Annotated in this window: 10 protein-coding genes; 4 read left to right on the top strand and 6 right to left on the bottom strand. The window is 69.7% G+C overall.

Annotated elements, in window-relative coordinates; translation table 11 throughout:
- Positions 1–259 (bottom strand): CoA-transferase (locus VF794_RS14685; protein ID WP_331110837.1); only part of this gene is annotated, 259 nt, incomplete at its 3' end.
- Between the two features lie 86 nt (positions 260–345).
- Between VF794_RS14685 and VF794_RS14690 the strand changes: the two genes are divergently transcribed.
- From VF794_RS14690 to VF794_RS14700, 3 genes are all read left to right on the top strand, one after another.
- Entirely contained in the window at positions 346–1,080 is a 735-nt protein-coding gene (locus VF794_RS14690; protein ID WP_331110839.1) for a hypothetical protein, read from the top strand.
- Positions 1,081–1,414: 334 nt separating this feature from the next.
- On the top strand, positions 1,415–6,577 hold the full coding sequence (locus VF794_RS14695; protein ID WP_331110840.1) for a hypothetical protein: 5,163 nt from the start codon (positions 1,415–1,417) through the stop codon (positions 6,575–6,577).
- A gap of 4 nt (positions 6,578–6,581) precedes the next feature.
- A complete protein-coding gene (locus VF794_RS14700) occupies positions 6,582–9,629 on the top strand; it encodes a DEAD/DEAH box helicase (RefSeq protein ID WP_331110842.1) in 3,048 nt (1,015 codons plus the stop codon).
- A 42-nt stretch (positions 9,630–9,671) separates the two neighbouring features.
- Here the strand turns inward: VF794_RS14700 and VF794_RS14705 are convergent, their stop codons facing one another.
- The 5 genes from VF794_RS14705 to ftsE all read right to left on the bottom strand — a co-directional run bounded on the left by VF794_RS14705 (position 9,672) and on the right by ftsE (position 14,437).
- Positions 9,672–10,532, bottom strand: a complete 861-nt coding sequence (locus VF794_RS14705; RefSeq protein ID WP_331110854.1) for an alpha/beta fold hydrolase — start codon at positions 10,530–10,532, stop codon at positions 9,672–9,674.
- A 93-nt stretch (positions 10,533–10,625) separates the two neighbouring features.
- Positions 10,626–11,654 carry an oxidoreductase gene (locus tag VF794_RS14710; protein WP_331110844.1) on the bottom strand — a complete coding sequence of 343 codons (1,029 nt, stop codon included), beginning with the start codon at positions 11,652–11,654 and terminating at the stop codon, positions 10,626–10,628.
- A gap of 16 nt (positions 11,655–11,670) precedes the next feature.
- Entirely contained in the window at positions 11,671–12,846 is a 1,176-nt protein-coding gene (locus VF794_RS14715) for a murein hydrolase activator EnvC family protein (protein WP_331110846.1), read from the bottom strand.
- Positions 12,843–13,745 (bottom strand): ABC transporter permease, encoded by a 903-nt coding sequence (locus VF794_RS14720; RefSeq protein WP_331110848.1) that lies wholly within the window; start codon positions 13,743–13,745, stop codon positions 12,843–12,845. Before VF794_RS14720 ends, VF794_RS14715 begins: the two co-directional genes overlap by 4 nt.
- Positions 13,742–14,437, bottom strand: a complete 696-nt coding sequence (ftsE, locus tag VF794_RS14725) for a cell division ATP-binding protein FtsE (RefSeq protein WP_331110850.1) — start codon at positions 14,435–14,437, stop codon at positions 13,742–13,744. The genes VF794_RS14720 and ftsE overlap by 4 nt, the downstream gene beginning before the upstream one ends.
- A gap of 50 nt (positions 14,438–14,487) precedes the next feature.
- Between ftsE and VF794_RS14730 the strand changes: the two genes are divergently transcribed.
- Positions 14,488–15,204: SLC13 family permease (locus tag VF794_RS14730; protein ID WP_331110852.1), on the top strand; the 717-nt coding region annotated here is incomplete at its 3' end.

Below are 15,204 nucleotides of genomic sequence, written 5' to 3' on the forward strand. Positions count from 1 at the left end.
GCTCGAACTCCTTGTTTTCGCCCACGTAGGAGGCGATGACCTTCTTCCCCTGCCGCTTGTTCAGCAGCACGCCCATGCCGAACCCGTCCACGCCGGCGTTGTTGCCACAGATGGTCAGGTTCTTGATGCCCGAGTCGGCCACGGCCGCGATCAAGTTCTCGGGGATGCCGCACAGGCCGAAGCCACCCGCGGCGATGGTGAGGCCGTCCTTCAACAGCCCGTCCAGGGCTGACTTCGCGTCCGCGTACACCTTGCTCATTTTTGACCGGCTCCTTGCGAGTTCTTCCGCCCCGCACCTTGTAGCCTGTATGCCATCACCGAGCGCCCCATAGAGTAAGCACCTCCATGCGAATGCGTTGGCTGGACAGAGTGGTCGCGGCGGCCTTCAACAACGCGGCATGGTGCGACGCGGTCTGCCGTACCCACGGGCACCCGGGCGAGTTCGAGGAAGCGCTGTGGCTGAACCGTGCCGAGGTGCCTCGGTTCTACCCCAACGTCGTCACGCTCACGCCGCGGGGAGAGACCCAACAGCTGGACGCGCTCTCCGCGCTCGACCTGCCGGGACGCTGGGGGGTCAAGGACAGCTTCGCGACGCTCGACCTCGCACCGCGGGGCTTCGCGGAGCTGTTCTCCGCGCAGTGGATCCACTTCTCCCCCGAGAGGCCGGCCACCACCAGCCCGAGCGGAGCGCGCTGGGTCCGGGTACGCGACACGGCCGCACTGTCCGCGTGGGAGGCGGCCTGGAGCGGCCAGCCCGGGAGCACCGGGCCGGCTCCAGCGCACGCAGTGTTCCGTCCTGGCCTGCTCGATGAGGCGGGCGTGAGCTTCCTCTCCGCGTACCACGAGGACACCCTCGTCGCCGGCGCCATCGCGTATCGCGCCGCGAACGTCGTGAGCCTGTCGAACACGTTCTTCACGGTAGCCGAGTCCGGAACGCTGCGCGCGGAGCTGCTCGGGCAGGTCATGGCCGCGTTCCCGGGCCTGCCGGTCGTGGGCTACGAGCATGGGGACGAGCTGGCCGTGTGGTGTGACCTGGGCTTCGAGCCCATCGGCCCCCTACGGGTCTGGCTGAAGACGTAGGAGGCTGGGGCACTCTCACGGCCCGGTCGTGTCAACGCAAGGTGGAGCAGCGTAGGCTCCAGCCCCAACGGTCGTCGACAAGACCCAAGGATTTCCAGACGGGCACGGCGCTCACCGTGTGCGGCACACGAGGGGAGAGCTGCCAGAACTGCGCCGCGTCCGGCGCGTGCATCAACGGCAGCAATGCCAGGAGTGCGTCCCGAACTCACCCGGAGGCTGGCTCGTACGTCTTGAGCATAAGTGCCCTGGCCACCTCTCTCAGCCCTCGGTAACCTCCTCCACTAGGTGCCCGTCCATTGGCGCACTGCCATGCTCCGGGTGTGGGGGAGGCGCATTGGTTTCCCAGGGTGATGTATCCGCGCAGCTCATCGTGCGGCAGTTGCTGTCGACGCTCGAGAACAGTCCGCTTCGAGAGGAGGCTCGTGCTCTCGGCGAGAGCCTCACCCGGAAGGGTTGGCAGGCGCTCACACACGACGACGTCAGCTCGGTGATGGCGCTCGTCGCGCGCCTGAACACGCCCCCGGCTCCGAGTTCCAACCAAGCTCTCGTAGTTGCCACGCCCCTCCCCCTCGCCCAGAGCGAGCCGTGGACTGCCGCCACGCACTTCAGCGCCTGGGTCGACACCATCCATCGCGGCAGGGTGTGGCTCGCGCTCCTCGAGGAACTCACGCGAGCGGATGACGTCGACACCGTGCATGCCCTGCTCACCCGGCTGTTCGTGGACGAGCTGCGCTATGCCCCCCACGACATCGACGAGAGCGAGCGCATCGGGCCCACCCAGACCCTCAAGCGCCTGAGGACGGTCGCGCGGCATGGCACCTTCGTGGTGTCCCTGCTCGAGCTGTCCTTCCCGTACCGCTACACGTCCGTGTTCCAACCCGTCTTCCGCGTTCACCCGTATGGGTTGGTCATCGCGATCGCCCCGGGGTGGAACAAGTGCCAGTTCGTCTACCGCGCGATTGAGGCCGAGGGGGTCAGTCCCTACCGCTCCCGCCCGCTCGTGGGTGCGCTCGGCGGTGATGATGTCCATGACAACCCGGTGCTCTGGCTGCGACGGCTGGAGCTGCTGCGTCCCCGCGGCGGCGAGACCGATGCGGAGCTGCTTCGGCGGCACGGGGAGACGCTCGGCGCTTCTCCCATCCAGCTCGCCGCCGAGTGGCCTGCGCAACCCGTGTCGCCCCACGGGCCGCTCCCCGGTGACGCCTGGGGTGAGCACTTCCGCCGCGAGCGCGAGGCCTTCCTCCAGGAGCAGGTCTCCGACTCGGAGCCCCGCGCCTTCTGGGGCCTGGAGCGCGTGCTCCGCAATGGATTCCCCATCGGGCTCGACTCGCGGCGCGGCCGCATCCGATTCCTGCGCTACAAGCTCGCGGACGCGGATGCCTCCCCGGACAGGGCGCTCGCCACCGGCCAGAGCTGGGTGCGCCCCCTGACGCTTGAGCTCGAGATCATCTGTGCTGACGATGGCACCCGCCTCCCGGTCAGCCTTCGCGCGGCCGTGCTCGAGGTCACCGAGGACGGGCGCATGGTCATCGATGGCACCTGGTACCGGCTCGTCCCCCGCGTCCAGGAGAATGGCCGGCTGCTCAACCCGCGACTTCCCGCCTCGCGTCAGTGGGCCGGGGGAACGGAGGAGGAGGAGGAGCTGCTCGAGGACGACTCGCTCGAGGATCTCCTGCAGGTCGACATCAAGGACGAGGAGGAGGCCTCGCAGACGCTCCTGCCCGAGACACCTCCCCACGAGGTACCCGCTGGCCGCCCCGGCACGCGTCCCTTCATGTCGTTCGCTGGCGCGAGCCTGTGCACGCTGCTGGAGATCGCCGGCCACCGGAAGGTCGCCGTGTTGGGCAAGTACCTCCGTCGCTACGAGGACGACCCCCGCAAGCTTCCCCGCGAGCTGGTCTCCCGCCTGCGCAGCCTGGCGCCTCGCGCGGAGCCACTGCTGTTGCTCGGCAAGCACTTCCTCAAAACGGTCCTCGATCCGGTGGACACGGACTCCACCCGCCCAACGGAGCGCCTCCCGGTGCTGTGCCATACCGACCCGCGCGCCGCGAACCATCCACCCGCGTGGGCCTGTCCGGAAGCCGCAGTGGACCTGCCCATGGGAACCTGGCTCCCCGTGGCCTGTGCTCGGCTCAATCCGGCGGGGGACCTCGTGCTGCCGCTAGCGGACGCCCAGGGCACGCCTCGGCTACTCCCGCCCCGGAACGGCCTGCTGGAGACCAATCTCCGCCTGGGTGCTCCCGCGGTAGGCCCGACGAGTTGGTGGATTGCCTCCGCGCTCCGCCCCTTCGCCTCGTTGCGCGCGGGCTCCCTCGAGGGCGCCGCGCACCTGGCCACCCGCGGCGTCGAGCTGCGGCCCATGCGCTCACTCCGTGTCTCCTCCCAGCGCTCCGCCGCATGGCTCTCGCCCCATCTGCTCGCATCCAACGCTGGGCTCCGGCAGTCCCTCCAGCGCAAACGGAGGCTGCACGTCGACATTCCTGCCCCCCCGTGGCATTCCGGGCCGGGGCTGCACTGGCTGCGGCGTGTCCGCGGCGAGCGCGTCGAGCCTGGTGACGTCTGGCTCGAAGCCCCGCTCTCGTTGTGGAGTGTCGGCCATAACCACTCGGAGTCGACCGAATGGCTCAGGACATCCCAGAAGACCCCGCTCTGGAACCTTCTGAAAGACGCCCACAGCTCCGGTGAGAAGGAGACGCGGGAGAAGGAGACACGAAGGCAGCGAAGGGAACGGGAAGAAGAAGAGTTCTCCGTCCCCCAGCGCTGGCGGATTCCACCGGGTGTCCGAGGCACCGTCCTCGAGCTCCGGCAGGAGGAAATCGTCGATCGCGCCGGCCTGCGCACCGGGTGGCGACTGACGCTCGTCGTGGGCCTGGAGCCTCCCGAGGTCCCGTGGGGCCACCTCGTCCTGCCGAATGGCCGGGCCATACCGGTGCTCGGATGGCTGGCAGCGGGAGATGCGCCGTATGACGAGGATGGCGAGCCGGTGGAGTTGCTCGTGGAAGAGCCCTCGCTCACCGAGCCGGCCCCTCCGACGTGGATCTGGTTCGATGGCGGGACGGGAGAGCCACTCGAGGCCGTGGGCCGCATCGAGGGCACCCTGCATTACGTGCCCCTCGAAGGCCCCCTGGCGACCGGACCGGATCTCCACCTGCGCTTCCGCATGCGCGATGGAGAGGGCATCCCCGCGCATCCCCATGCGCCAGGCTTGAGCGCGAGAGATAGGATCTGGTGGCTCGCCCGGGATGCCACCGGGGCCCTGCGGGTCGCCCGAACCGAGCGCCACTGGTCGGGTGAGCAACCTCCCTTCTTCCACCACCTGCTCGACGTGCTCGAGGCAGCACACCTCACGCATCCACTGTCAGCCCCCCCGGATGTGGAGGTGATGCATGGCGACGGACCTGCGGCACATTTTCTCGGCCTCCCCGCTACCCGGCTTCAAAACCACGAGACCTGGTTCCACGACACCGAAGCAACGCAGCGCTGGGCTTGCGCCTGCGGCAGAGTCACCGGCCCACACCGCGCCTTCGAAATCTGCGAGTCAGCCCCCGACGTCGCGGACAAGGGCTGCGGCACCGCCGTGCGCCTCCGCCCCGCGCGGGGCAACCGACCTCCCCTGCCCGTGCAGCAGCTCGCCGAGCCCGTGCTCCATCCGTGGTACGAGCAGCCCGCCGCCGCCGCCCTGGGCATGACGGCGGACGAGTTGCGGAAGTTGGCCATCAAGCACGGAGGCAAGGCCGTGTGCGGAATGCTCAAGAGGGCCATGAAGGAGCCCGAACCGTCGTCCGCCGTCCGGAAGAAGCTCGAGTTCGCCACAGGAGAGCGACGGGAGGAGCTTATCGCAGGACTCCATGCGCTGAAGCAGGAGCTGGTGCGCGGCCGTGAAGACCTGCCGTCCCGGTGGATCCTCCAGCGACTGAACGTGCTCCCCGCGACCCTCCACCCCACTGGGCTGCCTCCCGGCGTGCCCGGTATCGTCCAGACGCCCCTGCGCCGTGCGTACGTACAGCTCCAGAATGCCCACTCGCGTCTGGAGCGCTTCCTCGGGGGGCCGTCGCGACTGCTCACCCGCCTGGCCCGCCGGTCGCTGTACGAAGCCGTCCACGCTCTCTTCGGCCCATCCAACAGCATCCCGGAGTCCGGTGAGCCGAGGAACCTCGCGGGGCTGCTCGCACGCCTGTGGCCCCTTACCCGCGCCCCGAAGCTGCGCTCCGTCGTCCCCGGCACGTTCTCCCTCGCCGTGCTGCCCGCTGGGCTTGCCGAGGAACCAGGCCCCATCGTTGGGCTCACGGTCATCCCTTGGCAGATCCGCGAGGCCATCCCCCGGGCCGTGGACGACGTGAGCGAGGACGCGGAGGATGTCGAAGAGGCGGATCAGGAAGCCGAAGAAGAGGAAGCCAAGGCCGTGGACGGCACAAAGGACATCACGCCCCCGGGCTTCGGCCGGCGGGAGCTTGCGCTTCAGGTACCTCCACGCCCGGGTCTGGAGAGCACCGGGCTGCTGGATGCCGACGGTTGCCTCTTCCTGCCTCATCGGCCCCGGGTGGAGCCACGGCTTACGTCCGCCAACTACTGGGCGGATCGTGCCGCCACGGCGAGGCTGGTGGGAGAACACCTGCCCCACCTCGTCATGCTCATGGGCAGCTTCGTGGCCCGCCCTGGTGAAACGGACGAGGGCCATGGCGTTACAGGCTCGACGCTCCGGCCGGGGCCCTCGCTCCAGGCCCTGCGGCAGGAGGGGCTCGACGTCCCGGAAGAGACGCTCTTCATCGGATTGTTCACGCTGGCCGAGCTCCTGGAGGCCCTGTCTCATCCCGAGGCCCATCCCGCCCCGCTCTGCCGCATCCTGGAGTCCCCCCTGCCCCGCAACCTCGCCAGCGACGTGGGAAGTGCGCTCGCCAGCGTCACAGGCCTGGTGGACGCGGCCTTCCCAGGTGGCGGCGTGCTTCGGAAGGTCGGACGCGCGTTGCTGGTGCGCGCTCTCTGCGGGTGGTGGAAGGGACCGGCGACCGAGCCGTCTCCCTCGGGTTGGGAGTGGCATCCGCCCCATCAGCACGGGGCGCCCGACGCGCGACGCATGCTCCCCCCGTTCGCCTCCAGCGCCTGGAATGGCTGGCCCGCGATGCGGGCGGCGCTATCCCCCGTCTCCTTCTTCCTAGAGCACGCGGGACAGCCCGTGGAGAGTTGGCCCCCCATCGTCCAGGCCGCCGTCGGCTTCGAGCTGGCCCCGCTCCACGTGCCCACCATCCAGGCCGAGGAGCCCGCCACACCGCCCGCGGCACCCGCCCCCGAGAAAGTTCCCGCACTGCTCCCGCCCCAGGAGGCGCCAGCTCCGGTCCGCCCCGAGGAGATGCGGGGCTCCGAGGACACGGACCCGGTGGGACCGGTGCTCCTCACCACCTCGATTCTCGACTGGCTGCGAAGTCCGCCCCAGGCCTCCACGCAGTCGGGAGCCCCTTTGCTGTCCACCTCGTTGTGGACCTGGATGAAGAGAGGATGACGCCATGAGCACGGAGTTCGAATCACGCACGCTGGTGTCTCCGGGCGAGCTGCGCGCGGATGCCTTCAGGCTCTTCGAGTCGGAGCCTCACGTGGACCTCCTCCTGTCGGCACCGGGCTTGCTGCCACAGCCTCCACGGGGACATGCCCGGCTGGCCCGCCAACCCCACCAGCCCCTCTCAATCGAAACGGCGCACGCGCACCGCCTCGCCCTGCTGGCACAGCTTGGCTCGGAGCTGGACCAACTCCCGCATACCCTGGCGTGGGAGCAGTGCCTGCGAGGGTGGATGCGGCGGCTGGTCTCGCGCGAGGCTCGCGTCTTCCACTACCCGTCCGAGGCCCTCTTCACCCGGCTCATCAGCCGGAGTCACGGCAGCATCCTTCCCGCCGCCCCACTCACCCATGAGCTCACCCAGCGTCCGCCAGGGAGCGAGCTGGACGTGATGCTCTCCGGCGAGCCGCACCTGCAAGCGCGCGAATGGTTCCACCGTCACCGCGAGCGGGCGGATGACATCTCGGCCGACGTGCTCGCACTGATCCAGGAGAGCTGGGCCGGAGGTTTCGCGAGCGCCGAGGACGTCTACTACAAGGTCCTGGTCGAGTACTTCCACGACACCCTGGAGGGAGTGGACCTCTCGGATCGCAACCCCATGCTTGACGTGATGACCACGTTCCAAGTCGCCGCTTACGAGTCGGCCAAGGGGATGCTGCGACGCTTTGGTGGCGTGTTCCTCTCCGACGTGGTCGGTCTGGGCAAGACCTACGTGGCCATGGCGCTGCTGCGCCACCTGCAGGACACGCTGGGCCAGACAGCGCTCGTGGTGGCGCCCCCTGCGGTGTGTCCCGCCTGGGTGACGCTCGCCGAGGAGGCCGGCGTCAACCTGCAGACCCTCTCCTACGGGAAGCTGGACGAGTTGCGGCGCTACTCCTCGCGTCAAGTGTTGGTGCTGGACGAGTCCCACAACTTCCGCAACCCGGGCACCCAGCGCTACGAGTTGCTGCGCGAGTGGTTGCGCCCGGGAGGTGCGCCCTCCCTGCGCAAGGTGCTGCTGCTGTCGGCGACGCCGCAGAACAACAGCCCCCGGGATGTGTACCACCAGCTTCAGCTCTTCCCGGACGACTACGTCCGCATTCCCTACCCGGGAGAGTCGCTCGAGGACTTCTTCCGGGCCGTGGAGGCGGACCGGGCCTCGCTCGCCGCAGTCCTTCAGCACGTGCTCGTCCGCCGCACGCGACGCTACATCAAGGCGCAGTACCCGGACGCGAAGCTGCCCGTGCGTAAGTCCTCGGGAGAGCGCATGTGGATTCCTTTGCGCTTCCCCCAGCGCGTCTCGGGACCAGAGCAGTGCCTGCGCTACCAGATCGAACGAACCTTCGGCCCGGGTCTCTACGAGCGCATCATCCAAGTGCTCGCCGAGCTGGAATACCCGCTGCATGGGATCGCCGGCTTCATCCAGGAGCGCCACAAGGACGACCCGCGGCTGACCGGCATCCGACGTGCCGGGGCGAGCCTGCGCGGCCTTTTCAAGGTGCTCCTGCTCAAGCGCCTCGAGTCGAGCGTGGAGGCCTTCCGCATCAGCGCCGAGCGGCTGGCACAGCGGCTCGCGTCCGCGATGAATGATCTGCGCGATGGCATGGTGCGTCTGCCCAGCAGCGAGGACACGGATCCCGATGAGCCCGGCGAGCTGATGCCCGCCGGCATGTTTCATGGGGATCAGCTTCGCAATGCCTTGGAGCACGACCTCGTGCGGGTACAGGACATCCTCGTACGGATGCCGGCCCAGGCGGTGGTGGAGGATGCCAAGCTGGCGAGACTCCTCGCGCACCTGCGGCAGCGGCATCCCTCACAACACCGCACCCTGGTGTTCACCCAGTTCGCCGACACCGCGGAGTTCCTCTACGCGCACCTCCGGGACGCCAAGGTCGGCCGGGTCGCACGGGTAACGGGGAGCAGTGGCAAGGCGGCCCAGATGGCGCGCCGCTTCGCGCCCGTAGCCAACCGGGCCCGCGACGAAGTGCGTCCCGAGGACGAACTCGACCTGCTCATCACCACGGACGCGCTGAGCGAAGGCGTCAACCTCCAGGACGCCGACACACTCATCAATTACGACCTGCATTGGAACCCGGTCCGGCTCATCCAACGCGCCGGCCGTATCGACCGTATCGGTAGCGAGCATGACGAGATCCACGTCGCCAGCTTCCTGCCCGAACGCGGGCTCGAGTCCGGACTGGGGCTGGAGCAGGTGCTGCGCCGACGTATCCAGGAGTTCCTCGAGGTCTTCGGCGAAGACAGCCATGTGCTCCCCGCCGAGGAGATGGTGGACCCGGCCGGCGCGCTGGATGCCTATACCGGCAAGGCGCTCGAGCAAGAGGAGACGGGCGCTACGGATGATGCGATGGACGGGCTCGGTAGGCACGTCGAGCGCATCCTCACGCTGCAGCGGATGGAGCCGAAGCGCTTCGAGCACATCCAGAGGATGCGCGTGGGCCGTCGCGCTGTCACGGAGAGCAGCACCAGCGCGGTGGTCGCCGCGAGGCTCGGCTGGTATTGGGGCTTCTGGCGCCAGGGGGGAGAGACGAGCCAGCCCACGCGGTTGACGGATATGGAGGGGCTCGATCTGATGTACCGCCACGCCCAGCAACGCGACTTCACCGAGCCCGAAGCGCTACTGGCGCTCCAGGAGCGCGCGGGAGCCCTGGTCGAGGAGGTGCGCGAGTTCTTCGCCGCTGAGGCGCGGCGCCTCCGGGCTCAACGAGAAAACCCGAAACTCGACCCAAGCGAGGAGTGGTTGCTCAAGCTGCTGGAGCGCTACCGACAGGAGTGCATCGAGGTTCGCCGGTCCACTGTGGACCGGATGATTCAGTGGCTGCTCGCCGGGCAGTACAAGAACTACCTGCGCCCGGCCGCCATCCGCTGGCGCAAGGAACACCTCACTGGAGAAGCGGTCTACCAACAGATGCTCGGGATGCTCCGCTTTTCGCTGCGTGACGAGGTTCTCGGTGAGGAGGAGATCGTCGGAGTGGTGCTCGGCGCTGGAAGGCATCCGGCCTGAGGGAGAGCCCCCTTAGCGTGTTCCCCGCGACCTTGAACCGACCTACAGCCCGCTGGCGTCCGCGAACTGCACCAACTCGGACAGCAGCTCGTCTGGCCGCTCCACATGCGGGATGTGGCCGAAGCCCTCCACCACCCTCAAGCGTGCGTGGCCCGGCAGGTGCGAGCGGAAGAAGTCCAGGCTCTGGTGGGGCAGCAACTTCTCACTCCCTCCCCACACGAACAGCACCGGCATGGCGAGCGACTTGAGCACCTCGGGCTTGAGGTACTCCCCCGTGGCCAGCGCGTCCGCGCTCAGCGCCCGCACCGCCGGGGTGTTGTAGATGCCGCGCAGCGCGTTGGCGAAGAGCATCATCACCCACGGCGGCCGGTGGAAGAGGCGCCGGGTGAGCGCGCGCGACTGCTCCGCCGTCCGCACGTCGAAGGACGACAACACCTCGCGGATGCGCTCGTGCCCCACGTCGGCTCCCGCCGGCGCCACCAGTCCCAGCGCACGCACCAGCTCGGGGTGCTCGGCCGCGAGTTGCACCGACATGGCCCCGCCCAGCGAGTTGCCCACCACGAAGGACGGGCCCCCCACCACCTTCCGGCAGTACTCCACCAGCATGTCGTACTGCCCGCGCACGCACGCCGGCCCCAGGCAGTACTCCGGCGAAAAGCCATGTCCCGGCAGGTCCACCGCCAGCACGCGCTCGAAGCGCTTCGCCAGGCCGAAAAAGAGGCGCGCGAAGCCGTTGGCCGCCCCGCCCAATCCATGCACCAGCAGCACCGGCGGCCCCTTGCCGCTCCCCTTCAACTCGTAGTGGTGGAGCCGCTGGCCGGCCACGTCCACCATCTCCGACCGAACCCCGCGCGCCACCAGCATGCGCCGGGTGACCTCTGGAAAACCCGAGATGAGATCCACGGCCTGGAGCTTAACGACCTCCATGCCGCACCGCATCATCTTCCGCCCGGGCGCCAGCCAGGGGGACGGGCCAATCAACACTCTTCCGGTGCCTCACCCCGAGGAGCGGTCGAGCGAGATGCGCCGGCCCTCCTCGGCGCTGCGCAGCGCCGCCTCGATGACCCGGATGACCTGGGCGGCGCTCTCGGCCGTCACCGGCACGGGTCCCTCGCCGGCGATGGCCTCGGCCAGCTGGCGGTAGAACCGCTCATAGCGCCCCGGGAGGGTGGGGATGCTCCCGCCGCGACTCAGCCGGCCGTACCGCTCCGCGGGCTCGATGCCCCAGCCGGCCAGGCCCGGCCGAAGTCCCGCCTCGAGTTGCGCCTCCTGCGGGTCCAGCCCGTGCTTGCTCCAGGCCTCCGCCTCCCCTTGCAGCACGAAGCGGGGCCAGGGCTCGTGCACGACCGAGCCGGAGTGAAGGATGACGCGCAGCTCGCCATAGCGCAGCAGCAGGTGGAACCAGTCCACGCCCCGCGCCCCCGTGCGCTGCCGACCGAGGTCGGCGCTGATGGACTCGGGCAGGCCGAACAGCTCCACGGCTTGATCGATCAGGTGGGCGCCCAGGTCCCACAGCGTTCCACCGCCGGGGACGTCCTCCTCCTTCCAGCGCGCCTTCACCTGGGGCCGGAAGCGATCGAAATGGCTCTCGAAACTGTACAACCGGCCGAGCCGTCCCTGCTCCAGCAACTGGCGCACGGTGAGGAAATCGCCATCCCAGCGTCGGTTGTGGAAGACGGTCAGACACCGGCCGCGCTCGCGGGCCAGCGCGCCCAGGCGCATGGCCTCGGCCGAGTCCAGGGTGAAGGGCTTCTCCACCACCACGTGCTTTCCCGCCAGGAGCGCCCGCTCCGCCAGCGCCGCGTGCGCGTCGTTGGGCGTGGCGATGATGACCAGCTCCAGCGTCGGATCGGCCAGCAGCGTCTCGACGGAGAGCACACACACGCCCGGCCACTCGCGCCCCACGGCCTCGGCCCTCCGGGTGGCGACCGCCGCCAGGGTGAAGGCGGGCTCCGCGGCGAGCAGCGGTGCATGGAAGCGCGCCCCGGACAGGCCGTAGCCAATCAACCCCGTGCGGATGGGCATGGCGATGTCCGCTCCCTCAACGCGTGGGGGCCAGCCAGGGAGCCGGGTCCACGGCCTGCCCGGCCCTGCGAATCTCGAAGTACAGGTAGGCGCCCTTGAGCGAGCCGGTGTCTCCCACCTCGCCCACCACCGCGCCCGCCTCCACCCGATCGCCCACCGTGGGGGTGACGGAAGCCAGGTGCGCCACCAGCGAGTGGTAGCCGCCCCCGTGGTCCAGGATGAGCAGGTTGCCATAGCCGCGCATCCAACCCGCGTAGGCCACCGTGCCCTCCGCCACCGCCGTCACCGGCGAGCCCGCGGGCGCGCGAATATCCAGGCCCTTCTGCACGGTGACGGTGTTGAAGCGCGGATTCACCACCTTGCCGAAGCCCACCTCGATGAGGCCCGGCGCGGGGAACGGCAGCTTGCCCTTGAGCGCCCCGAAGCCAGACGTGGCCGGGCCCTCGTTCATGTCCTGGATGACGCGGGTGAGGTCCGCGTCCGCCTGCTCCAGCTCGCGCACCATGCGCCGCGCCAGCTCGGCCTCGCCCTTGATGGCGCCCACCACTTCCTCCAGCGCCTCCTGCTGCGCCCTGGCCAGCGACGCCTGCTCCTTCAGGAAGACGAGCCGCACATCCAGCGAGCCCTGCAACCGGCGCAGCTCGGCCGACGCCTGACGCCGCAGCCGCGCCACCCGCTGCACCGTGCGCAGCAGCCTCAGGTCCTCCTCCAGCGTCGCCCGCAGCGCGCGCGAGCGCCACACCATGGCGGAGAAGTCCTTCGCGCTCAGCAGCACCTCCAGCGGCCGGCGCCTCATCAACCGGTACATGCCCCACAGCCGGGGCGACAGCCGGCGCATCTGCGAGCGCAACATCTCGCGCGTCACGTCGTCCTCGTGCTCGGCCACGGCGAGCCGCTTGCGGAAGACGGACAGGTCCCGCTCCAACGTCTTCACCCGCTGCGAGCTGGTGGCCGCCCGCTGTTCCACCATCTCCAGCACCTCCAGCGCGGACACCTTGCGCGACTCGATGAGCGCGAGCGCCGCCCGCTGCGTGTCCAGCTTCTCGCGGACGGCCGCCTGCTGCGCCGCCTCGTCGAGCGCCGGCTCCCGTGGGGCCTCCTCCTGTTGCGCGGACGGCTGCGCCACCGCCTCGTCCTGCGCGAGGACCGCGGTACCGCCCAGCAGCACCCAGAGGAGGACGAGCCGGCTCATACCCGCAGGAAGCGCCCCACGGCGATGAAGCTCCCGCCCAGCCCCAGCCCGCAGCCCGCGATGAGCAGCTCCAGCGCCAGGCCCCGCTCCAGCACCGACACGCCGCCCCCGGGCCCCACCAGGAAGGAGAAGAGCGAGGACAGGCCCGGCCCCACCAGGTGCTCGAAGGTCACCAGCCCCGCCAGCGCCACCCCGGCTCCGAGCAGCCCCTGGAGGAAGCCCTCGATGAGGAAGGGCGCCTTCACGAAGCGGTCCGTCGCCCCCACCAGCTTCTGGATCTCAATCTCCTCGCGCCGCGCGTAGATGGCGAGCTGGAGCGTCGCGGACACGATGACCACCGTGGCCAGCAGCACCACCACGAAGGCCACCCACCCGCCATAGCGCAGCGCCTTCGAGATGGCCGAGAGCCGCTCCACCGCCTCCTCGCCGTAGTCCACGCCGGTGACGCCGGGCATCGCGCGCAGCTCCTGCGCGAGGGCCTTGAGCGCGCCAGGGGTGCGCCGCTCCTGGGGCACCTCCAGCTCCAGCGAGGGCGGCAGCGGGTTCTCCGGCAGGTGGGACAGGGCCTCGCCCAGGTCGCCCAGCTCCCGCGCCAGCCGCTCGAGCGCGGCCTGAGGGGGAACCAGCGTGGCCCGACCTCCGCTGGTGGCCACCATCCGCTCGCGCAGCACCGCGGCGCCTTCCTCATCGAGCTCGGGCGACAGGTACACCGTCACCTGCACCTCGCCGCCCAGCGAGCCGAGGAGCCCATCCACCATCCGCCCCACGGCCTGTGCCAGCCCCGCGGAGAAGAGGGCGATGGCGATGGTGGTCACCGCGACGAAGTGCACGAAGGGCGCGTGCCGCAGGCCCGAGGCCGCTGAGCGCCAGAAGTAGGCCGCCTTCGCCAGCATGCTCATCCCGCCGCCATCCGCCGGGCGGCCTTCACTCCGTCCTCGTCCGACACGATGAAGCCCCGCTCCAGCCGCAGCGTGCGCTTCTGGTAGCGGGAGATGAGGCTGTGGTCGTGAGTGGCCACCATCACCGTGGTGCCGCGCACGTTCACGTCCATCAGCAGGTCCATGATCTCCAACGTGAGCGCCGGGTCCAGGTTGCCCGTGGGCTCGTCGGCCAGGAGGATGGTGGGGTCGTTCACCAGCGCCCGGGCGATGACGACGCGCTGCTGCTCTCCACCCGAGAGCTTCAGCGGCAACGAGTCCGCCTTGTGCTGCAGGCCCACCAGCTTGAGCATGCGCTGCACGCGGTCGCGTGCCTCGGCGCGGGGCACGCCCAGCACGTCCAGGGCGAAGGCCACGTTGTCCGCCACCGTGCGGTGCGGCAGGAGCTTGAAGTCCTGGAACACCACGCCGATGTTGCGGCGCAGGTAGGGCACGGCCGACTCGCGGATGCGCGCGATGTTCCGCCCGCCCACGAGCACCTGCCCCTTGGTGGCCTTCTCCCCGGCGAAGATGAGCTTCATGAGGGTCGTCTTCCCCGCGCCCGAGGGCCCGGTGAGGAAGACGAACTCGCCCTTCTCCACGTGGAGATTGATGTCCGAGAGGACGGCGGGGTCCCCCGGGTACGCCTTGTAGACGTGAAACATCTGAATCATGGGCGAGGCGATTATGGCCCTGCTCGCGCCCCATGTGCCACGGTGGGCACGTGGCCACGTCCAACTCCCCGAGTGCGACCTCCCCCTCCCCCTCCCGAACCCGCCGGGTCGGGCTGCTCGCCGGGCCGCTCGCCGCCGCGGCCCTCCTGCTCGTCCCCTCGGGGCTCCACACGGTGCCCGGCCTGGGGCACCGCCCGGCCGCCGCCGCCGCCGTGGCCGCCTGGATGGCCCTCTGGTGGTTCACCGAGGCCGTCCCCATGGCCTGGACGGCCCTGCTCCCCCTCGTCCTCTTCCCCACCCTGGGCGTCTTCGACACTGGCAGCCTGCCCGCCGCCCTGGGCCACGCCGCCCAGCCCTACGTGGACCCCTATATCTTCCTCTTCCTCGGGGGCATGGCCCTGGGCGCCGCCCTGGAGCAGTGGAACCTGCACCGCAGAATCGCCCTGATCATCATGCGCGCCATCGGCACCGCCCCCCAGCGGCTGCTGCTCGGCATGCTGGTGGCCACCGCCTCCGTCTCGCTGTGGATCTCCAACACCGCCACCGCGGTGATGATGGTGCCCATCGGCATGGCGCTCATCGCCCAATTGGAGACCTCCGAGGGCCGCCGGCTGGGGCACTTCGGCGCCGCGCTCATGCTGGGGGTGGCCTACGGCTCCAACGTGGGCGGCATCGGCACGAAGATCGGAAGCCCCACGAACTCCGTCTTCGCGGGTGTGGCCTCGCGGCGGCTGGGCGTGGAGGTGGGCTTCGTCGAGTACATGGTG

Source organism: Archangium sp. (genome assembly GCF_036389735.1).
Taxonomy (GTDB): domain Bacteria; phylum Myxococcota; class Myxococcia; order Myxococcales; family Myxococcaceae; genus Archangium.

Coding starts and splice junctions, on each gene's coding strand:
- VF794_RS14690 (WP_331110839.1), top strand. CDS start 346: ATGCGAATGCGTTGGCTGGACAGAGTGGTCGCGGCGGCCTTCAACAAC.
- VF794_RS14700 (WP_331110842.1), top strand. CDS start 6,582: ATGAGCACGGAGTTCGAATCACGCACGCTGGTGTCTCCGGGCGAGCTG.
- VF794_RS14710 (WP_331110844.1), bottom strand. CDS start 11,654: ATGCCCATCCGCACGGGGTTGATTGGCTACGGCCTGTCCGGGGCGCGC.
- VF794_RS14715 (WP_331110846.1), bottom strand. CDS start 12,846: ATGAGCCGGCTCGTCCTCCTCTGGGTGCTGCTGGGCGGTACCGCGGTC.
- VF794_RS14720 (WP_331110848.1), bottom strand. CDS start 13,745: ATGAGCATGCTGGCGAAGGCGGCCTACTTCTGGCGCTCAGCGGCCTCG.
- ftsE (WP_331110850.1), bottom strand. CDS start 14,437: ATGATTCAGATGTTTCACGTCTACAAGGCGTACCCGGGGGACCCCGCC.